This window comes from Bacillus sp. FSL W8-0770 (genome assembly GCF_038008705.1).
GTDB lineage: Bacteria > Bacillota > Bacilli > Bacillales > Bacillaceae_G > Bacillus_A > Bacillus_A cereus.
This window is the reverse complement of the sequence record NZ_JBBOZR010000001.1, coordinates 4,109,397-4,128,743: the sequence shown is the minus strand read 5'-3', so window position 1 is coordinate 4,128,743 and position 19,347 is coordinate 4,109,397. Positions and strand designations below refer to the sequence as shown.

Sequence of the window (19,347 nt, the reverse complement as noted above, 5' to 3'; positions counted from 1 at the left end):
TTCAAAGAAAATAACTCTTTTTATTTTTATACTTTGCCTGTTCGTTTTTCAAAAGTAAATGTGATAGGAAGATTGGAATGAGAACTATCACTTTTAAATATTACTTTCCATTCTTTAGTATGGGCTTTAATTTCAAAATTAAGAAGATTCATCGCTCTACGTTTATCTATTTCTAAAAACATATTATGAATTTCTGGTTCTTGCTGTAAATTAAGAGCCTTTAGTGTGACTGTAAATGTGAAAAAATTCTGCCCTTCATATACTATTTTTGATATTTTTGTTTTTTGTTTATTTAACAGCACATAAAAACGGTCTGATGGAGTTAATTGTACAGAGTCATCAGTAATTTCATTTTCGCTATTATGAAGTTCAACTAAGTAAGATGTACTATGGGAAGAATCTTTTTTGCTTGTAATCTGTAATTCAGTAGGAATCATCGGTATTTCATAAAAATCATTTCTTATTATGTTGTTGTAATCCTCTGAAAATTTACGAACTTCTTTTGGAAAAGAGTCTTCTTGTGTACTTAAAAAAGTTTTGTTTTGCTTTGGAATTTTTTTACTAAAATTTAATGTTTCTTTAAAGTAATAATTGGATCCAGTTAAAAATAAACAACTACAGATTAATAAAAAAATTCGATACGGATTTTGAAAGTGAAAGAATAATAGTATACATGTAATAATTCCAATTACATAGAAAATAAAGATAAGTAGTTCTAGTTTTGAGTGAAAGGAGAAACCATAGTTATGAAAAAATTTTATTCCAGTTATAATTTGAGCTCCAAAAAATAAAGAAATTCCAAATTGAAAAAATAATAAATCAGGCCCTCTTTTAATAACAAAAGTAATGAACGAAATGAAAAGTAAAAATACCCCTAAATAAATTGTTACATTTAATAATCGTTCTAATGTAATCATGAATAGTGTCCCCTTTAATAGCATATTCATATATAAATAACAATTTTATTTAATTATAATATAACGATAAAATATTTTAAATGTTAGAAGTGTTGAGTTTTATAAATAAACTGTACAGACACAAACAACCTCACGCCCACATACACATAATAAAGACCACTATTTTGGCGGAGGTGAAAGGTTTGAGTCTATTCGCCGCAATTGGATATATGGTTCGAGAAGTGTTTGTCTTTGTTTCTTATGTGAAGAACAATGCGTTCCCGCAGCCGTTATCATCAGATGATGAGAGAAAGTACTTAGAGTTAATGGAGCAAGGTGATGCTCAAGCGAGAAATCTTTTAATTGAACATAATTTACGGCTTGTAGCTCATATCGTTAAAAAATTTGAGAACACAGGAGAAGATGCAGAAGATTTAATTTCAATTGGTACGATCGGGCTCATTAAAGCGATCGAGAGCTATTCTGCAGGAAAGGGAACGAAGCTTGCGACGTATGCAGCACGCTGTATTGAAAATGAAATTTTGATGCATTTACGTGTACTAAAGAAAACGAAAAAAGATGTTTCACTTCATGATCCGATCGGGCAAGATAAAGAGGGCAATGAAATATCGCTTATTGATATATTAAAATCAGAGTCTGAAGATGTAATTGATATGATTCAACTTAGTATGGAGTTAGAAAAAATTAAAGAGTATATCGATATTTTAGACGAAAGAGAAAAAGAAGTGATTGTGAAACGTTTTGGACTTGGGCTAGATAAGGAGAAAACACAGCGGGAAATCGCTAAGGCGCTTGGTATTTCTAGAAGCTACGTATCACGGATTGAAAAGCGTGCTTTAATGAAAATGTTCCACGAGTTTGTAAGGGCAGAGAAAGAGAAAAAAGCGAAAGAGTAAAGTGTATTAGAAGCAGCCATATTTAAAATGGGCTGCTTTTCTTATTGTAAATAAGAAAAGAAAACGCGTTATGCTAAGAAGAAATACATGTTCACTGTTGAAAATGACGGATTCTATCTGTAATATTAGAAGGTGCTAAATAATTTAAGAATAATACCATACTTAGTTTTCTGTATATATAATAAGGCTGCTTTATATGATATGTGGGAATAAGAACCAATTTTACATATGATATAGAAAGAAAAGAAGGGAAAACTAAAGTTATAGACTGATTAGGGGGTTTCGCAATTTGCGACGTACATTATATCGACTTATGATAGAACTTACAAATGGTCGCTTTACTTCTTATATATTACGTAAATTTGCACAATCTCGTTTGAGCTCTATCATTATTCCATCGTACGCGAAAGTTTTTCAAATTAATCAAGATGAGATGGAAAAGGGTTTGAAGGAATATAGAACATTGCATGAATTATTTACGCGTAAGCTAAAAGAAGGAAAGCGTAGTATTGATACAGATGCATCGAGTATCGTTAGTCCTGTTGATGGTGTTTTTGCAGATCATGGTCCTATTGAGGATACAAAAACATTTGATATTAAAGGAAAGCGCTATTCAATCGTGGATATGCTAGGTAATGAAGAACGTGCAACGCGATATGCAGGCGGTACATATATGGTAATTTATTTGAGTCCAAGTCATTATCATCGCATTCATAGTCCGCTTTCTGGTTCTGTGACTGAAAGATTTGTACTCGGTAGAAAATCATATCCGGTAAATGCAGCTGGTATGGAATACGGGAAAGAACCACTGTCAAAAAATTATCGTTCTGTTACAGAAGTAAGCAGTGATGGCGAGCATATGGCTCTTGTAAAAGTAGGTGCTATGTTTGTTAATAGTATTGAGCTTTTGCATGAGAGAGACACTGTTCAAAAAGGTGAAGAAATGGCATACTTTACATTTGGTTCAACAGTTGTGTTATTGTTTGAAAAAGATATGATAGAAGTAGTGCAGGAATTAAAGAGTGGACAAGAGCTTCGTCTTGGTGAAAAAATAGCTACTCGCTTAGCTCATAAATAAAGAAAAGCTTTTATAACCGTAAGTAAGAGTTATGGGCAAAGATACTTAATGATGAAATCCCCTAGATGGGAGTACTTGTTTATTCGAGAGCCATCGTAGGATGGCTCTTTTTACAGGGCATCTAATAATTTATCCTTTAACTGTTTGATTGGTAAGGGCTGATTAAACTTTCACTTTATATGTAATCAAGATGATTTGACAAGCTTGTCCTCTAATGAGCGTCTAATGATTTCTTGTTTTATAAGTAAAATGAAGTCGGGATTTAATTTTAGTTCTTTTGCTTTATAATAAGACTCAGTGAGTAACTCAGTGGATAACTGTTCCATATGTTTTGTTTTCAAGGTGAGTCACCTCCTAATAATATAAGGATTGATTCGTTGATGCATTTAATGTACCAAAAAAATATGACAGTCACAAACGAGTGGTTATCCACATACCTAGGTGGATAAAGTGTGTATAGTTTGTTAGTAAATTCCAAATTAACTGCAAAATTAATGTGGAAAATGTGTACAATTTTATCCACAGGTTATATATCGAAAAATGTTGTCGAAAAATTTTATGAAAAATCCTCAAAGAGGTGAAAGAAATTGAAACTATTTTTACCAAATGAATATGTGAAAAATGTATATCATGTTCAACCAGAAGATTTAAAAAAACGTGGGATTAAAGGCGTTATTACTGACTTAGATAACACTTTAATTGAATGGGATCGTCCCAATGCAACGCCGCAACTTGAAAAATGGTTCTTGGAAATGAAAGAGCAAGGCATTCAAGTAACGGTCGTTTCAAATAATAATGAGCAACGTGTGAAAGATTTTGCTGATCCATTAGGTATTCCATTTATTCATAGTGCACGTAAACCATTTGTTCGCGCATTTAAGCGTGCGATACAAGAGATGCGTTTGCAGCCAGATGAAGTTGTAGTAATTGGAGATCAGTTACTGACTGACGTGCTTGGTGGAAACCGAGTAGGCCTTCATACAATTTTAGTTGTACCGGTAGCACAAACGGACGGATTAGTAACGCGCTTTAATCGAAAAATTGAACGAAGAATTATGAAAAATATGAAGAAAAAAGGTTTAATTAACTGGGAGGAATAAAGTTTGACTGAAATAATTAAATGTATTGGTTGCGGTGTAGAAATTCAAACAGAAAATAAAAACGAAGTGGGGTATGCTCCTGCCTCATCTTTAGAGAAAGAACAAGTCATTTGTCAACGTTGTTTTCGCTTGAAGCATTACAATGAAATTCAAGATGTATCGTTAACAGATGATGACTTCCTACGCATTTTAAATGGAATTGGAAAATCAGATGCATTAGTAGTCAAAATTGTAGATATTTTTGATTTTAATGGTAGCTGGTTACCTGGCTTACATCGTTTCGTAGGGAATAATAAAGTATTACTTGTTGGAAATAAAGCTGATTTAATTCCAAAGTCAGTAAAACATGATAAAGTAAAACATTGGATGCGCTATAGTGCAAAGCAGCTAGGATTAAAACCAGAAGATGTCTTTTTAATTAGTGCAGCGAAGGGACAAGGAATTGCTGAACTAGCAGATGCTATTGAGTATTATCGCGGCGGCAAAGATGTTTATGTTGTTGGATGTACGAATGTAGGGAAATCGACATTTATTAATCGTATGATTAAAGAATTTAGTGATGAGACTGAAAATGTAATTACAACATCTCATTTCCCAGGAACAACACTGGATTTAATTGATATTCCATTGGACGAAGAGTCTTCTTTATATGATACGCCAGGTATTATTAACCACCACCAAATGGCTCATTATGTTGGAAAGCAAAGCTTAAAGCTTATTACACCAACAAAAGAAATTAAGCCGATGGTATTCCAATTAAATGAAGAACAAACGTTATTCTTTAGTGGATTGGCACGTTTTGATTATGTAAGTGGTGGTCGTCGTGCATTTACTTGTCATTTCTCGAATCGCTTAACAATCCATCGTACAAAGCTTGAGAAAGCAGATGAATTATATAAAAATCATGCTGGGGATTTACTAAGCCCACCAACGCCAGAAGAATTAGCAAATATGCCTGAGTTAGTGAAATACGAATTTAATATTCGTGAACCTAAAACAGATGTTGTATTCTCTGGATTAGGATGGGTTACTGTGAACGAACCAGGAGCAAAAATTGTTGCACACGTACCAAAAGGAGTAAGTGTTTCACTACGTAAATCTTTAATTTAATATGGAGAGGGATTTATGAAACAATTATATGGTGTAATCGGAAATCCAATTGGACATTCATTATCACCCGTTATGCATAACGATGCATTTGAACACTTGAATATGGATGCCCATTATCATGCGTTCCTTGTTGAAGAGGAATTGCTAGGGGAAGCAGTAAGAGGTTTAAAAGCATTAGGTATTTCAGGATTTAATGTAACAACTCCGCACAAGGTTGCTATTATGGAGTATTTGGATGAGATTGACCCATTGGCAAGGAAAATCGGTGCAGTAAATACAGTGGTTCATAAGGATGGAAGATTAATTGGCTATAACACAGACGGGATTGGTTTTGTTCGAGCGCTGCAGTCAATTAGTAATGAACCACTTCAAGGGAAACGTATTTTGTTACTTGGTTCAGGTGGTGCTAGCCGAGCTATTTATTTTTCTCTTGCTGATGTAGGTGTAAAAGAGATTGATGTAGCCAATCGTACAGTAGATAAGGCAAAGGAACTTATTGCTGCACGTACGGCCGATGTTAATTCTGTTGCTTTGTCATTAGAAAAAGCGACAGAAGAACAAGGAAATTATGATATTATCATTCAGACGACAACGATAGGTATGCATCCACACGTAGAACATACGCCATTACAAATTTGTTCGTTAAAAAAAGGAACGATTGTATCAGATATAATTTATAATCCATTTGAAACGAAAATTTTATGTGAGGCAAAAGAGCAAGGTGCAATCATTCAAAATGGTATTGATATGTTTGTTTATCAAGGAGCACTTGCATTTGAAATGTGGACAGGACGCACGCCAAATATCGAGAGAATGAAACAATTAGTTATAGAAAAGCTTGGAGGCTAACATATATGTTAACAGGAAAACAAAAAAGGTTTTTACGTGCACAAGCACATCATTTAACACCAATTTTTCAAGTAGGAAAAGGCGGAGTAAATGAAAATATGATTAAACAAATCGCAGATACTTTAGAAGCTCGTGAGTTATTTAAAGTAAGTGTATTACAAAACTGTGAATTTGATCGCCGTGAGGTTGCGGAAGAACTTGCAAAAGGTGCACGTGCTGAAATCGTTCAAGTAATTGGAAGCACAATCGTTTTATACAAAGAATCAAGAGAAAATAAACAAATTAAGCTTCCTCGATAAAAAGACTAGCATGCGCTATTTTTATCGTTTATGCGTAATGATGTAGAGAGCGAAACCAATTGAACTTTTATTAATAGCAACTCTCTTCATTCCTAACCGAGGAGAGTTGCTGTATATAAAAGGAAGGGGCGTTTCTTTTGAGAAAAATTGGCATCATTGGCGGTACATTTGATCCGCCTCACTATGGACATTTGCTAATTGCAAATGAAGTATATCACGCTTTGAACTTGGAAGAAGTATGGTTCTTGCCAAACCAGATTCCGCCACATAAACAAGGGCGGAATATTACAAGTGTAGAAAGTCGTTTACATATGTTAGAGCTCGCGACTGAGGCAGAAGAGCACTTTTCTATTTGTTTAGAAGAGCTAAGTAGGAAGGGCCCATCTTATACGTATGACACTATGTTACAATTGACGAAGAAGTATCCGGATGTGCAGTTTCACTTTATTATTGGTGGGGATATGGTTGAGTATTTACCGAAGTGGTATAACATTGAAGCTTTACTTAATCTTGTAACGTTTGTTGGAGTTGCAAGACCTGGGTATACATTGCATACACCATATAAGATTACTACAGTGGAAATTCCGGAATTTGCAGTTTCTTCATCCTTATTACGTGAGAGATATAAGGAGAAGAAAACGTGTAAATATTTACTTCCCGAAAAAGTACAGGTATATATCGAGAGGAATGGGTTGTATGAATCGTGAGAATGCACTGCATATTGTCAAACAACAAATGCATGAAAAACGTTATATACACACAATTGGTGTAATGGAGACAGCGATTGAGCTTGCTAAGTTATACGGTGTGGACGAAAAAAAAGCAGAGATGGCAGCTATATTCCATGATTATGCGAAATGTAGAGCAATTTCAGAGATGGAAGAGATTATTAAACGTGAAGATTTGCCGAAAGATTTACTTTGCTATAACAAAGAGTTATGGCATGCACCTGTTGGGGCATACTTAGTAGAAAAAGAAGTAGGCATTACGGATTCTGAAATTTTGCAAGCTATTACATATCATACAAGTGGTCATGAGAATATGACGATGTTAGATAAAGTGATTTATGTAGCTGATTACATTGAACCTGGGCGAAAGTTTCCAGGAGTGGAAGAGGCTCGTAAACTCGCATATACGGATATAAATCAAGCTTTATTATTTGCGTTAAAGAGAACAATTCAATTTTTAATGGAAAAAGATCAGACGATTTATCCATTAACATTCCAAACATACAATGCAGTTATCAAGGAGGAAATGAGTAAATGAACGATAAAGATTTATTAGTATTAGCGGCAAAAGCAGCTGATGATAAGAGAGCAGAAGATATGGTTGTCCTAAATATGCAAGGTATTTCACCAATTGCAGATTATTTCATTATTTGTCACGGGAATTCAGACAAACAAGTGCAAGCAATTGCACGTGAAATTAAATCAAAAGCACATGAGTTCCAAATCGACGTACAACGTATGGAAGGGTTTGACGAAGCACGTTGGGTATTAGTTGATCTTGGAGATGTAGTTGCTCATGTATTCCATAAAGATGAGCGTAATCACTATAATTTAGAGCGTCTATGGGGCGATGTGCCACGTGAAGATATTACAGAAGAGTTAGGCCAATGAAATACGAACAATTTGCATTGTTGTACGACGAACTAATGAATGATGTCCCTTATGATAAATGGGTGGAATTTACAGAGGAAAGTTTACAGCAGGCAGATATGAAAGAGGCAAAAATTCTTGATGTAGCATGCGGTACAGGTAATGTAACCCTGCCGCTTGTGCAAAAGGGTTACGATTTAATAGGTGTCGATCTTTCAGAAGAAATGTTAACAGTCGCTCAGCAAAAACTAGGAGGAGAGGGATACTTTATTCCTTTTTATCAACAAGACATGCGAGAGCTTGATGTTCCAGGTGAGTTTGATTGTGTAACCATCTTTTGTGATTCATTAAATTATGTATTGCAAGAAGATGGAGTACAAGAAACATTTAGAAGAGTATTTCATCATTTACGTCAAGATGGTTTGTTTTTATTTGATGTACATTCTTTATATAAAATACATCATGTATTTCAAAATGAAACGTATACAGTGAATGGAGAAGAAATATCTCTTATTTGGAATTGCTTCCCTGGTGAAGAATCAAATAGTGTAGAGCATGATTTAACATTCTTTGTTCAAGATCCGGAAGAAGATGTGTACCATCGGTTTGACGAATGTCACGTGCAACGTGCATATCAAGTGGAAGAGTTAACGAAATGGCTTGAAGAAGCAGGTTTTACAGTGCTTCGTGTAACAGGTGATTTTGAGCGACTTGAAGTTACAGAACAAACAGAGCGTATTTTCTTCATGGCGAAGAAAAACGGATAAAACAAAAGCAACCGAGAAGGTTGCTTTTGTTTTATAAAGAAAATGTATTTTTAGTTCTAGCATAATCTGAAGATTGTATGCGTAAAGTGTGGGAATAGTAGTTGACGTGAAAATGTATTGTAAAAAAGTAAGTATTTATAAAAAGGATTTGGAATGAAAATGACGTATTTATTATGTGTGTTTATTGAATTGCTGATCAACGCATTCTAAATCTTCATCAAATTTTTCATGTGTTCGCTCGATTAACTTATGGAACATATCTCCAACGTGTTCTTCTAAAACCCGAATGCCTTCCCCAGTAACGCCGCCTTTCACGCAAACCTTTTCTTGTAAGGTAGGTAATGTGAAGATTTCTTTTTCAAGTAATTTCCCCATCCCCACGACCATTTCACTTACTAAAGTAGTAGCCTCTTCGTGTGTAATATTTGTTTTATCTACAGCAGCGTTAATGAAGCATTGTAGTAAATAACTAAAGAAAGCAGGACCGCAACTTGCTATATCAGATGAAACGCGCGTTATATCTTCTTTTATTACAAGAGGTGTAGAAATGTTTTTGAATAGACGAAGTAGTTTTTGTTGCCATTCTTCAGAGCAATTATCTCCAAATGTAAATAGTGAGGCGCCAGAGAGAGCGCGATTTGTGATACTTGGAATGATACGCGCGACGTGGCAAGGTACGAGAGTCTCTAATTGTGATGGAGATATTGGACTTGTAATAGAAACTAAGCACGTTTCATCAGAAAAATGTTCAGCGTATTTTTTTAGGATAGGGTATATATCTATCGGCTTAACACAAATAAAAATAAGTTGTGATTGTTCGATTACTTCCGGGATTGTTTTTGCTATCTGAACAGAAGGGTATTTTTCTTTTATATGATATGCTTTTGCAGGCGTCCGATTAATGATTGTAAGGCAAGAAGGTTTGACAGCACGGGTTTCTAAAAATGCATCGATTAGTATATTTCCCATGTTTCCTGTCCCTATAATTCCTATGTTCAAAGTTTCATCCCTCCTTCGTAACAGCTTTCTCCTAAACAATATGAATGATGTTATAAATTTATGATTAGAGGTGTAAAATGATGTGGGATTTTCCGAAAAAGTGGTTAGGTTTAGTAGCTATTATTGGAACTTTACTTTTTCTTGTTTTTTGGAAAACGAATCAGAGTGTAGAACGAACGCCTATTACAATGAATGTACAAGAGAAGGAGATAGAAAAAAAGGGTAAACCGAAAATATCGGATACAAAGGAACAGAAAAGAACAATTATAATTGATGTGAAAGGAGCGGTCAGTAAAGAAGGGGTATATGAAATGAAGGAAGGAGATCGCGTAAAGGATGCGGTTCAAAAGGCTGGTGGTTTTTTATCAGAAGTAGATATGAAAAAAGTGAATTTAGCACAAATTGTACAAGATCAAATGCTTCTTTATATACCGAGTAAAAATGAGTCAGAACAAGGGGTGCTTACTTCTTCTAAGGAAGATGGTAAGATTCGAATAAATACAGCGGCGAAAGAACAACTAGAAAAAATTACAGGGATTGGCTCTCGAAAGGCAGAAAGTATTTTGAAATATCGAGAAGAACATGGTCCGTTTCAGAAAATAGAAGATTTATTAGAGATTGATGGGATTGGTGCGAAGTCTCTTGAAAAGATAAAAGATCAAATTATTATTCCGTAAAAGATTGACGAAGTTTTTCTTCTTTCGCTACACTACAAGTAGACAAAAAAGTAGGTGAAAAATATGGAACGAATTTCATGGAATCAATATTTTATGACGCAAAGCCATCTACTATCTTTGCGTAGTACATGTACAAGGCTTGCGGTAGGAGCGACGATCGTTCGCGATAAACGAATTATTGCTGGTGGGTATAATGGTTCAATTAAAGGTGGCGTACATTGTATAGATGATGGTTGTTACGTAATAGATAATCATTGTGTTCGGACAATTCATGCCGAAATGAATGCTTTATTACAATGTGCCAAGTTTGGTGCGAAAACAGAGGAAGCAGAAATTTACGTTACGCATTTCCCTTGTTTACAATGTTGTAAGGCAATTATTCAAAGTGGTATTACAGCGGTTTATTATGCGCAGGATTATAAAAATCATCCATACGCCATAGAGTTATTTGAACAAGCGAACGTAACAGTGAAGCACGTTCCGCTAGAATATGATATTGCTGCATTAGAGGAGCAAAAACGTTATACAGAGTTGAAAGAATTATTTGCGTCTTTAGAAAAAGATAATTTATCAATGGAAGAATTACAGCATGTATTCACGAAAGCAAAAATGATGCTATAAGGAGTGAGTATAAGTTGCAGGAACAATGGGGGTATGTTGCAATCTCATTTATAATAGGGGTTGCAATTGCCTTTTCCTCGTCACTTTTATTGATAGTTTTTTGCCTCTTTTTAAATGTTTTCTTCTGTTTATATCGCACTTCGCGTAAAACCTTCATTTTTTGTATTGTAGCGTGCTTTAGTAGCGCCATATACACTTCCTATGTTCAAACGTGGAATAAGCCTCTAGGGGAGTCCTATGGAGTTACAAGAGGGGTTATACAAAATGCACCGCTTGTTAATGGGGATCGCCTATCTTTTCAATTTGAAGATCAGAATAAAAATATAGTGCAGTTAAGTTATAGAATCAAATCAGTCTTGGAAAAGAAAAAAATGCAACAATTATACGCAGGGATATCATGTGTATTCGAGGGTGAGAGGAAAGAACCGGAAACAGCTCGGAATTTTCATGGTTTTAATTACCGTGATTATTTATACAAACAACATATTCATTTCACATTTGAGGCTACATATATTTCTGAATGCTATAAAACATCACTGTCGCTCACGCAATGGATTCTTCTTTTGAGGCAACAAGCAATCTCGAAAGTTACAGAAATGTTTCCAGAGCAATCAGGTGCTTTTATGAATGCATTACTATTTGGTGATAGACAACAAATGACGTTTGAAGTGGAAGAGCAATATCAACAATTTGGTCTTGTACATTTGTTAGCAATTTCAGGTTCGCACATTGTAATGTTAATGGTGATAGTATATTTTATTTTGCTAAGAAGCGGTGTGACAAGGGAGGTAGCAACAATTTGCCTTATCGTTTGTATTCCTTTGTATATGGTTTTAGCAGGGGCGTCACCCTCTGTTATAAGAGCTTCTATAACAGGAGTTTTGATGTTGATTGCTTTTATGTGCTCGATTCGTTTATCTAGTTTAGATGCTTTAAGTGTAACAGCTATATGCATGCTTATATATGACCCTTATCTTGTTTTTAATATTGGATTTCAGTTTTCTTTTGTAGGTAGCTTCGCTTTACTTTTGTCTGCTCCGTTATTGTTAGAGAGTAGCAACGGAATAATCCGAAATTCTATTTATATTTCTATCATTTCACAGCTCGTTAGTACTCCGATTTTGTTATATCACTTTGGTTATTTTTCTCCATATAGCATTCTCCTCAATCTCTTATACGTTCCGTTTTTATCTATCATTGTATTACCATGTAGCATTATTATTTTACTGTGTATGCCAATTGTCCCGTTTCTCGCAAAAGGATTTGCCGATGTATTATCAATAGGCTTGAGTATGTCTAATGATTTTCTAAGTTATTGTGAAAGTTTACCATTTACCCAGCTTATCTTCGGGGAAACGCCCTTCAATCTTGTAGCTGTATATTGCGCCAGTATTGTCAGTATATTGATGGTTTGGGAACGGAGAGCGCCGAAAAAAATAGTTTGTATAGTTGCGAGTGTATTTCTTTTTATTAGCACATGTCATTATATATATCCATATTTTAGAGGCAGCGGAAGTGTAACATTTATTGATGTTGGACAAGGTGATGCAATATTAATTCGCCTTCCGTATGATAAAGGGATTTATCTTATTGATACAGGTGGAACGCTTCGTGTAAATAAGGAAGAATGGCAACAAAAAAAGCATGAATTTTCTGTTGGAAATGATGTTTTAATACCCTTTTTACAAAAAGAAGGTATTAAAACAATTGATAAATTAATCGTAACGCATGGAGATGCAGATCATATAGGTGCTGCGCAAGAATTATTATCATATATACCTGTAAAAGAAGTGGTATTTGGCCGAAAGGGAAAAGATGCAGTATTAGAAAAAGTAGTCAAGAAACGGGCATTAGAAAAGGAAATGAAAATAACTGAAGTGGGGGAAGGGGAGAGTTGGAGTGTAAATGAAGCGGAATTTTTCGTTTTAGCTCCAAAAGGAAAAGAAAAAAGCGAAAATAACGCTTCAATTGTAATATGGGCAAAATTTGGAGGGTTGAAGTGGCTATTTACAGGCGATTTGGAAGAAGAAGGGGAAAAGATTTTAGTAGAGGCATATCCAGATTTACAAGTGGATGTTTTAAAAGTTGCTCATCATGGGAGTAATACGTCATCTATAGAGCCTTTTTTGAACGTCATACAGCCTCGTGTAGCGATTATATCTGTTGGTAAGCAGAATAGGTATGGACACCCGCATAAAGAAGTGATAGAGCGTTTTGAGAAGATGGGGAGTGCGATATGGCGCACGGACAAGCAAGGTGCTATTTCCTATGTTTTTAAAGGGGAAAATGGAACCTTTAAAAGTAAAATCACATATGATAAAACACATAATAGATGAAAAAGAGAAGACTGCCATGAAGTGGCAGTCTTTAAGAACCGATAAATTTAATAACAGTTGCAATGATGAAAAGTGTTGCGAAAAAACCAAATGAGACGATAAATCCTACCCCTGAATCAATAGCGTCATTGCGTTTACTTTGAACGTTTTGTTCAAAATCATTCATTTAGAATCCCTCCCCAACATTCCACTTTAGTATAAAATATTGTCAGAAAAAAATCTACAATTTCCATATGAAGAGAAAACGAGCTTTTTTGTTACTTGTAAATCATGAAGTAATGTGAGTTTTTCGTTTCCAAGCATGTTAACAGTTGGCACTTATACTCAAATTTTTATTGCGAATAATAAAGGGAAGGTGATTACCGCACACCAATAAGAAACCCGGGGCTTATTGCGTGGCGTTTAATATAAATAAAGGGACGGGTTATAAAGCCTGTTCCTTTGTACTTGTAAAACAAAAGCTAGGGCATTAGTATAAATATATATTGCCAAGTTAGGGAGTAGGAAAAAGTATGAGTGATATACATAAAAAAATTAAAAAGAAACAGTTTGCTCCGTTATATTTAATATATGGAACGGAAGCTTTTTTTATAAATGAAACGATAAAGCTTATTACGACAGAAGCACTTGAAGAAGAAGATCGAGAGTTTAATGTTGTGACATACGATTTAGAAGAAGCGTATTTAGAAGATGTGGTTGAGGATGCGCGTACGCTTCCTTTCTTCGGAGAACGAAAAGTACTGTTAATAAAATCACCGCTATTTTTGACTTCGCAAAAAGAAAAGTTAGAGCAAAATATAAAAATTTTAGAAGAATACATTGGTGAACCTTCTCCATTTTCTATTCTTGTTTTTGTTGCGCCTTACGAAAAACTTGATGAGCGAAAAAAAATTACAAAACTATTAAAGAAAACAGCAGATGTAGTAGAAGCGAATGCGATGCAAGTACAGGATGTTCAGAAGTGGATTGTTGCTCGTGCAGATGAAGTGCATGTGCATATTGATAACGCGGCTGTTAGTTTGTTGCTAGAGCTTGTGGGAAGTAATGTAACGATGTTGGCGAAGGAAATGGACAAGTTAAAGTTATACGTTGGTATGGGCGGAGAGATTACGACGAAACTTGTTGCAGAGCTTGTGCCAAAATCAGTTGAGCAAAATGTATTTGCTTTGACAGAAAAAGTGGTGAAAAAAGATATTGCAGGTGCAATGCAAATTTTGGATGGATTATTTACGCAGCAGGAAGAGCCGATTAAATTGCTTGCGTTATTAGTGAGTCAATTCCGCTTGTTGTATCAAGTGAAAGAGCTACAGCAACGTGGTTATGGCCAAAATCAAATTGCGTCTCATATTGGTGTACATCCGTATCGTGTAAAGTTAGCAATGAATCAAACGAAGTTTTTCTCTTTTGAAGAATTAAAAAAAGTGATTATAGAATTAGCGGAAGCTGATTATAGTATGAAGACGGGAAAGATGGATAAGAAGCTTGTGCTCGAATTTTTCTTAATGCGATTAAATCATATGTGATGACACAAAAAAGTTCATGTACTTAGTGCATGAACTTTTTTGTATATAAAAAAACGATCCAAATGGATCGTTTTTTAAACGCCTTACGCGTTTACTTGTTTCGCTAAGCGAGATTTTTGACGAGCTGCAGCGTTTTGGTGGATAAGACCTTTACGAGCTGCTTTGTCAAGTTTTTTAGAAGCAGTTTTGAAAGCTTCTTTAGCATTTTCAAGATCGTTATTAGTAACTAAAGCTTCTACAGTTTTAACAGCAGAACGCATGTCAGACTTGATAGAAGCGTTATGTGCACGACGCTCTTCGCTAAGTTTAGCGCGTTTGATAGCAGATTTGATGTTTGCCATACTTTTCACCTCCCTGGTGCAATCGAATGACTCGATTCTTACATAGAACAAGTGATATTCTATCAAACGGTGAAGAGAATTGCAATAGTATATCCATGAAATTTCACGTAAAGGAAAGAATGACCTTATATAACTTTGGGAAATCTAACGATATTTACTATGAATTACGGAGGAGATACGATGAAAGAACCATTAGATTTAAGTAAATATAGCATTAGAACTGACCTTGCTGTAGAAGCTCATCAAATGTTGCAAGAAAGCCAAGAAGAACAAAAAGGGATACAGGGAGTTATTGTAAAAGAGAGAGAAGAAGAAGGTACTATAATTACAAAAGTAACGATTGATGAAGCTGCCTCTGAAGCGATGGGGAAAAAACCTGGAAATTATTTAACACTTGAAGTACAAGGGATACGTCAGCAAGATACAGAACTTCAACAAAAAGTGGAGCGTATTTTTGCAAAAGAATTTTCTTGTTTCTTAGAAGAGGTTGGAGTTACAAAAGAAGCAAGCTGTTTAATTGTAGGTCTTGGGAATTGGAATGTAACACCAGATGCTCTTGGACCGATAGTTGTAGAAAATGTATTAGTAACGAGACATTTGTTTCAATTGCAGCCTGAAAGTGTAGAAGAAGGATTTAGGCCTGTTAGTGCAATTCGGCCGGGGGTAATGGGGATTACAGGAATCGAAACGAGCGATGTTATTTATGGAATTATTGAGAAGACGAACCCGGACTTTGTAATTGCAATTGATGCATTAGCTGCCCGTTCTATTGAACGAGTAAATAGCACGATACAAATTTCTGATACTGGAATCCATCCTGGATCGGGGGTTGGGAATAAACGTAAAGAACTAAGTAAAGACACATTAGGTATCCCTGTTATCGCAATTGGTGTTCCGACTGTGGTCGATGCTGTTTCGATTACAAGTGATACGATTGATTTTATTTTGAAACATTTTGGTCGAGAGATGAAAGAAGGAAATAAACCTTCACGATCTTTGTTACCAGCGGGATTTTCATTTGGAGAAAAGAAAAAATTAACAGAAGAAGATATGCCGGATGAAAAGAGCAGAAATATGTTTTTAGGTGCTGTTGGTACGTTGGAAGAAGAAGAAAAAAGAAGGCTGATTTATGAAGTGCTATCTCCTCTTGGTCATAATTTAATGGTAACCCCAAAAGAAGTAGATACTTTTATTGAGGATATGGCGAATGTAATAGCGAGTGGTTTAAATGCAGCGCTACATCATCAAATTGATCAAGATAATACGGGAGCATATACACATTGAGGGGAACAGATGATTATGGTTTGAGTCGCTTTGCGCTTTTGTGTATATGTAGTGTAGCTTTATGTTTATTTATGATGATAGCAGGAGTGGCACTTGCTAATCATGGTTTGAAAAGTATGAAAGGCTATCAGCAATTGTCATATGAACAAATAGCTCATATGACAGGGACAGAAAGTACAGGTGCTGAATCAGAAATTTTGGGTAGCTCGTTTTCGGCCTCAGAAAAACAACAGCAATTAGAACGTTTAAGAAGTTTTAATGTTGTAGAAGGAATTGGGATGGCGGTAGCAAGTGTAGCTTATGAAATGACGAAGTTCGGGACGGATATAGTTGTTGGGAAAATAAAAGGAATTTTTAGCTAAGAGTAACATGGGAGGCGGTTGTTTTACTGATTTGTAAGACAGCCGTTTTAAAATTTGAAAAGGGTTTGTCTCTTATGGTTTATTCGCATAAGATATAGATAGAATGATTTGTATCGTAAGCAGCACGAGTTTTCATTGAATCTTTGTTGCTCTATTGATATAATCAGTGCTAGTGTATATTGGCGAGACTATTAGGAGTTGAGAACATAGATGAATAAAGAAGAAAGAGCAAAAAGACAGTCCAAAATTCGTAATTTCTCTATTATTGCTCATATTGACCACGGAAAATCAACGTTAGCAGACCGTATTTTAGAGAAAACAAACGCGTTAACACAACGCGAAATGAAAGCTCAGTTGCTTGACTCTATGGATTTAGAGCGTGAGCGTGGTATTACAATCAAATTAAACGCAGTACAATTAAACTATAAAGCAAAAGATGGTGAAGAGTATATTCTTCATTTAATTGATACACCAGGACATGTCGACTTTACGTACGAAGTATCTCGTAGTTTAGCGGCTTGTGAAGGCGCGATTCTTGTAGTAGATGCAGCGCAAGGTATTGAAGCGCAAACGTTAGCAAACGTATACTTAGCGCTTGATAACAATTTGGAAATTTTACCAGTTATTAATAAAATCGACTTACCAAGTGCGGATCCAGAACGTGTACGTCAAGAGGTAGAAGATGTAATTGGTTTAGATGCATCAGAAGCGGTACTTGCTTCTGCGAAAGCTGGAATTGGTATTGAAGAAATTTTAGAACAAATTGTTGAAAAAGTACCAGCTCCGTCGGGTGATTCAGAAGAGCCATTACAATGTATGATTTTCGACTCTTTATATGATCCGTACCGCGGTGTAATTGCTTATATCCGTGTTGTAAATGGAACAGTAAAAGTTGGCGATAAAGTACGTATGATGGCAACGGGTAAAGAATTTGAAGTAACAGAAGTAGGTGTATTTACACCGAAAACTACGCAACGTGACGAGTTAACAGTAGGTGATGTAGGTTTCTTAGCAGCATCGATTAAAAATGTTGGTGACACACGTGTTGGTGATACGATTACACATGCGAAACGTCCAGCTGCAGAGCCGTTAGCAGGTTACCGTAAGTTAAACCCGATGGTATTCTGTGGTCTGTATCCAATTGACTCTGCTCGTTATAACGATTTACGTGATGCATTAGAAAAATTAGAGTTAAACGATTCTGCTCTTGAGTTTGAACCAGAAACATCTCAAGCGCTAGGATTTGGTTTCCGTTGTGGTTTCTTAGGGCTTCTTCACATGGAAATCATTCAAGAACGTATTGAACGTGAATTTAAGATTGACTTAATTACAACAGCGCCAAGCGTTATTTATAAAGTTTATTTAACTAACGGTGAAGATGTTATTGTTGATAACCCATCTAATATGCCAGATCCACAGTCTATCGATCGTGTAGAAGAGCCGTTTGTGAAGGCTTCAATTATGGTTCCGAATGACTATGTTGGAGCTGTAATGGAGATTTGCCAAGGTAAACGTGGAACGTTTATTGATATGCAATATTTAGATGAAACGCGTGTTACATTAACATATGAAATCCCGTTATCAGAAATCGTATATGACTTCTTCGATCAATTGAAATCAAATACGAAAGGGTATGCATCGTTTGACTACGAGTTAATTGGCTATAAACCATCTAAACTTGTGAAAATGGATATTCTTTTAAATAATGAACAAGTGGATGCTTTATCATTTATCGTACACCGTGATTCAGCGTATGACCGTGGTAAAGTAATCGTAGAGAAATTAAAAGAATTAATTCCGAGACAACAATTTGAAGTGCCAATTCAGGCGACTATCGGAAATAAAGTTGTAGCACGTTCTACAATTAAAGCGATGCGTAAAAACGTACTTGCAAAATGTTACGGCGGTGACATTTCTCGTAAGCGTAAACTTCTTGATAAGCAAAAAGAAGGTAAAAAACGTATGAAGTCTGTTGGTTCTGTAGAAGTACCGCAAGAGGCATTTATGGCTGTACTGAAAATGGATGACAACTAATATTTGAAATAAAAAAGAAGTCGTTTGTGCGGCTTCTTTTTTCTGTATAATTACTTTTTAGACATCTGAGCAGCTCTCATTTACAATAATGAGAGAGCTTTTTAGTTCATATAGAGTTAGGAGATTGTTAATGTCCGAAAATATTCGAAAAGATATTCAAGATAAAATACAAAATGGTAATTTTAATTGTGAAAAGGAATTGACGCTTTCTATTATTAGTGGAAAGTGGAAAGTTGTGATACTGTGGCACCTTGGTGTGGAAGGACCACATCGTTTCAGTGAATTACAACGGTTATTCCCAAGCATTTCTCATAAAGTTTTGTCGAACCAATTAAAAGAGTTAATGGAAGATGGAATTGTTGATCGGACAGTATATCCCGAAATTCCTCCTCGCGTTGAGTATTATATGACGGAACTAGGCATGTCGCTTTTACCGATCGTTGAAATGATGTATGATTGGGGAAAAATGCGAATGGAACAAATTCGTAATACGTTAGAGAAGTAGAGAACCCTCCGGAGTGCGGAGGTTTTCTTTTTAGAAAGGTAGGAGTTATAT

23 protein-coding genes are annotated in these 19,347 nt (G+C 35.5%); 18 read left to right on the top strand and 5 right to left on the bottom strand.

The genetic code is table 11. The features are described 5' to 3' along the window. Nucleotides 1–26 precede the first annotated feature (26 nt). Nucleotides 27–947: a hypothetical protein gene (locus NST27_RS21255; RefSeq protein ID WP_002005744.1), complete on the bottom strand. Its 921-nt coding sequence runs from the start codon at nucleotides 945–947 to the stop codon at nucleotides 27–29. Between the two features lie 152 nt (nucleotides 948–1,099). Between NST27_RS21255 and sigK the strand changes: the two genes are divergently transcribed. Both sigK and NST27_RS21245 read left to right on the top strand, forming a co-directional pair. Continuing rightward, complete coding sequence (sigK, locus tag NST27_RS21250; RefSeq protein ID WP_000051382.1) at nucleotides 1,100–1,813, top strand: RNA polymerase sporulation sigma factor SigK; 714 nt, start codon at nucleotides 1,100–1,102, stop codon at nucleotides 1,811–1,813. Nucleotides 1,814–2,102: 289 nt separating this feature from the next. Continuing rightward, the gene (locus tag NST27_RS21245) at nucleotides 2,103–2,891 is read left to right on the top strand and encodes a phosphatidylserine decarboxylase (RefSeq protein ID WP_001255000.1); all 789 of its coding nucleotides are present in this window, start codon (nucleotides 2,103–2,105) and stop codon (nucleotides 2,889–2,891) included. 185 nt (nucleotides 2,892–3,076) lie between these two features. Here the strand turns inward: NST27_RS21245 and NST27_RS21240 are convergent, their stop codons facing one another. After that, complete coding sequence (locus tag NST27_RS21240; RefSeq protein ID WP_000850094.1) at nucleotides 3,077–3,232, bottom strand: sporulation histidine kinase inhibitor Sda; 156 nt, start codon at nucleotides 3,230–3,232, stop codon at nucleotides 3,077–3,079. Between the two features lie 246 nt (nucleotides 3,233–3,478). On the opposite strand from NST27_RS21240, the gene NST27_RS21235 reads away from it, so the two are divergent. From NST27_RS21235 to NST27_RS21200, 8 genes are all read left to right on the top strand, one after another. Beyond that, nucleotides 3,479–3,991, top strand: coding sequence for a YqeG family HAD IIIA-type phosphatase (locus NST27_RS21235; protein WP_000765314.1), 513 nt, complete (start codon nucleotides 3,479–3,481; stop codon nucleotides 3,989–3,991). A gap of 3 nt (nucleotides 3,992–3,994) precedes the next feature. After that, on the top strand, nucleotides 3,995–5,101 hold the full coding sequence (gene yqeH / locus NST27_RS21230) for a ribosome biogenesis GTPase YqeH (RefSeq protein ID WP_047386853.1): 1,107 nt from the start codon (nucleotides 3,995–3,997) through the stop codon (nucleotides 5,099–5,101). Nucleotides 5,102–5,116: 15 nt separating this feature from the next. Beyond that, a complete protein-coding gene (gene aroE / locus NST27_RS21225) occupies nucleotides 5,117–5,950 on the top strand; it encodes a shikimate dehydrogenase (protein ID WP_000812076.1) in 834 nt (277 codons plus the stop codon). A gap of 5 nt (nucleotides 5,951–5,955) precedes the next feature. Beyond that, complete coding sequence (yhbY, locus tag NST27_RS21220; RefSeq protein WP_000955224.1) at nucleotides 5,956–6,249, top strand: ribosome assembly RNA-binding protein YhbY; 294 nt, start codon at nucleotides 5,956–5,958, stop codon at nucleotides 6,247–6,249. A 137-nt stretch (nucleotides 6,250–6,386) separates the two neighbouring features. Next, on the top strand, nucleotides 6,387–6,956 hold the full coding sequence (nadD, locus tag NST27_RS21215; RefSeq protein ID WP_001226048.1) for a nicotinate-nucleotide adenylyltransferase: 570 nt from the start codon (nucleotides 6,387–6,389) through the stop codon (nucleotides 6,954–6,956). Next, entirely contained in the window at nucleotides 6,946–7,515 is a 570-nt protein-coding gene (gene yqeK / locus NST27_RS21210) for a bis(5'-nucleosyl)-tetraphosphatase (symmetrical) YqeK (RefSeq protein ID WP_001078477.1), read from the top strand. The genes nadD and yqeK overlap by 11 nt, the downstream gene beginning before the upstream one ends. Beyond that, nucleotides 7,512–7,868, top strand: coding sequence for a ribosome silencing factor (gene rsfS, locus NST27_RS21205; protein WP_000998173.1), 357 nt, complete (start codon nucleotides 7,512–7,514; stop codon nucleotides 7,866–7,868). The genes yqeK and rsfS overlap by 4 nt, the downstream gene beginning before the upstream one ends. After that, on the top strand, nucleotides 7,865–8,614 hold the full coding sequence (locus NST27_RS21200; RefSeq protein ID WP_000873069.1) for a class I SAM-dependent methyltransferase: 750 nt from the start codon (nucleotides 7,865–7,867) through the stop codon (nucleotides 8,612–8,614). The genes rsfS and NST27_RS21200 overlap by 4 nt, the downstream gene beginning before the upstream one ends. A gap of 171 nt (nucleotides 8,615–8,785) precedes the next feature. Here NST27_RS21200 and comER read toward each other — a convergent pair whose 3' ends face one another. Continuing rightward, the gene (gene comER, locus NST27_RS21195) at nucleotides 8,786–9,613 is read right to left on the bottom strand and encodes a late competence protein ComER (protein WP_001020560.1); all 828 of its coding nucleotides are present in this window, start codon (nucleotides 9,611–9,613) and stop codon (nucleotides 8,786–8,788) included. Nucleotides 9,614–9,690: 77 nt separating this feature from the next. Here comER and NST27_RS21190 point away from each other — a divergent pair, with 77 nt between their 5' ends. The 3 genes from NST27_RS21190 to NST27_RS21180 all read left to right on the top strand — a co-directional run bounded on the left by NST27_RS21190 (nucleotide 9,691) and on the right by NST27_RS21180 (nucleotide 13,247). After that, on the top strand, nucleotides 9,691–10,290 hold the full coding sequence (locus tag NST27_RS21190; protein ID WP_000989937.1) for a helix-hairpin-helix domain-containing protein: 600 nt from the start codon (nucleotides 9,691–9,693) through the stop codon (nucleotides 10,288–10,290). 63 nt (nucleotides 10,291–10,353) lie between these two features. Continuing rightward, on the top strand, nucleotides 10,354–10,911 hold the full coding sequence (locus NST27_RS21185) for a ComE operon protein 2 (protein WP_047386852.1): 558 nt from the start codon (nucleotides 10,354–10,356) through the stop codon (nucleotides 10,909–10,911). Between the two features lie 14 nt (nucleotides 10,912–10,925). Next, nucleotides 10,926–13,247, top strand: coding sequence for a DNA internalization-related competence protein ComEC/Rec2 (locus NST27_RS21180; RefSeq protein ID WP_025966341.1), 2,322 nt, complete (start codon nucleotides 10,926–10,928; stop codon nucleotides 13,245–13,247). 31 nt (nucleotides 13,248–13,278) lie between these two features. Here the strand turns inward: NST27_RS21180 and NST27_RS21175 are convergent, their stop codons facing one another. Further along, nucleotides 13,279–13,413, bottom strand: a complete 135-nt coding sequence (locus NST27_RS21175; RefSeq protein WP_000997609.1) for a YqzM family protein — start codon at nucleotides 13,411–13,413, stop codon at nucleotides 13,279–13,281. Nucleotides 13,414–13,759: 346 nt separating this feature from the next. Here NST27_RS21175 and holA point away from each other — a divergent pair, with 346 nt between their 5' ends. Then, nucleotides 13,760–14,770: a DNA polymerase III subunit delta gene (gene holA, locus NST27_RS21170; protein WP_047386846.1), complete on the top strand. Its 1,011-nt coding sequence runs from the start codon at nucleotides 13,760–13,762 to the stop codon at nucleotides 14,768–14,770. Nucleotides 14,771–14,853: 83 nt separating this feature from the next. On the opposite strand, the gene rpsT is transcribed toward holA, so the two are convergent. Beyond that, nucleotides 14,854–15,111, bottom strand: coding sequence for a 30S ribosomal protein S20 (gene rpsT, locus NST27_RS21165; RefSeq protein WP_001274011.1), 258 nt, complete (start codon nucleotides 15,109–15,111; stop codon nucleotides 14,854–14,856). A 180-nt stretch (nucleotides 15,112–15,291) separates the two neighbouring features. Between rpsT and gpr the strand changes: the two genes are divergently transcribed. From gpr to NST27_RS21145, 4 genes are all read left to right on the top strand, one after another. Further along, nucleotides 15,292–16,395 carry a GPR endopeptidase gene (gene gpr, locus NST27_RS21160; protein ID WP_000662616.1) on the top strand — a complete coding sequence of 368 codons (1,104 nt, stop codon included), beginning with the start codon at nucleotides 15,292–15,294 and terminating at the stop codon, nucleotides 16,393–16,395. Continuing rightward, entirely contained in the window at nucleotides 16,392–16,757 is a 366-nt protein-coding gene (locus tag NST27_RS21155) for a YqxA family protein (protein WP_001215033.1), read from the top strand. The genes gpr and NST27_RS21155 overlap by 4 nt, the downstream gene beginning before the upstream one ends. 210 nt (nucleotides 16,758–16,967) lie before the next feature. Then, nucleotides 16,968–18,791: an elongation factor 4 gene (lepA, locus tag NST27_RS21150; RefSeq protein ID WP_001030951.1), complete on the top strand. Its 1,824-nt coding sequence runs from the start codon at nucleotides 16,968–16,970 to the stop codon at nucleotides 18,789–18,791. Nucleotides 18,792–18,921: 130 nt separating this feature from the next. Next, a complete protein-coding gene (locus tag NST27_RS21145) occupies nucleotides 18,922–19,296 on the top strand; it encodes a winged helix-turn-helix transcriptional regulator (protein WP_001293539.1) in 375 nt (124 codons plus the stop codon). Nucleotides 19,297–19,347: the final 51 nt, after the last annotated feature.

Excerpts from the sequence above, each read along its gene's own strand:
- NST27_RS21255 (WP_002005744.1), bottom strand. The coding sequence starts at position 947 with ATGAATATGCTATTAAAGGGGACACTATTCATGATTACATTAGAACGA.
- aroE (WP_000812076.1), top strand. The coding sequence starts at position 5,117 with ATGAAACAATTATATGGTGTAATCGGAAATCCAATTGGACATTCATTA.
- yhbY (WP_000955224.1), top strand. The coding sequence starts at position 5,956 with ATGTTAACAGGAAAACAAAAAAGGTTTTTACGTGCACAAGCACATCAT.
- yqeK (WP_001078477.1), top strand. The coding sequence starts at position 6,946 with ATGAATCGTGAGAATGCACTGCATATTGTCAAACAACAAATGCATGAA.
- rsfS (WP_000998173.1), top strand. The coding sequence starts at position 7,512 with ATGAACGATAAAGATTTATTAGTATTAGCGGCAAAAGCAGCTGATGAT.
- NST27_RS21200 (WP_000873069.1), top strand. The coding sequence starts at position 7,865 with ATGAAATACGAACAATTTGCATTGTTGTACGACGAACTAATGAATGAT.
- NST27_RS21190 (WP_000989937.1), top strand. The coding sequence starts at position 9,691 with ATGATGTGGGATTTTCCGAAAAAGTGGTTAGGTTTAGTAGCTATTATT.
- NST27_RS21185 (WP_047386852.1), top strand. The coding sequence starts at position 10,354 with ATGGAACGAATTTCATGGAATCAATATTTTATGACGCAAAGCCATCTA.
- NST27_RS21175 (WP_000997609.1), bottom strand. The coding sequence starts at position 13,413 with ATGAATGATTTTGAACAAAACGTTCAAAGTAAACGCAATGACGCTATT.
- holA (WP_047386846.1), top strand. The coding sequence starts at position 13,760 with ATGAGTGATATACATAAAAAAATTAAAAAGAAACAGTTTGCTCCGTTA.
- rpsT (WP_001274011.1), bottom strand. The coding sequence starts at position 15,111 with ATGGCAAACATCAAATCTGCTATCAAACGCGCTAAACTTAGCGAAGAG.
- gpr (WP_000662616.1), top strand. The coding sequence starts at position 15,292 with ATGAAAGAACCATTAGATTTAAGTAAATATAGCATTAGAACTGACCTT.
- lepA (WP_001030951.1), top strand. The coding sequence starts at position 16,968 with ATGAATAAAGAAGAAAGAGCAAAAAGACAGTCCAAAATTCGTAATTTC.
- NST27_RS21145 (WP_001293539.1), top strand. The coding sequence starts at position 18,922 with ATGTCCGAAAATATTCGAAAAGATATTCAAGATAAAATACAAAATGGT.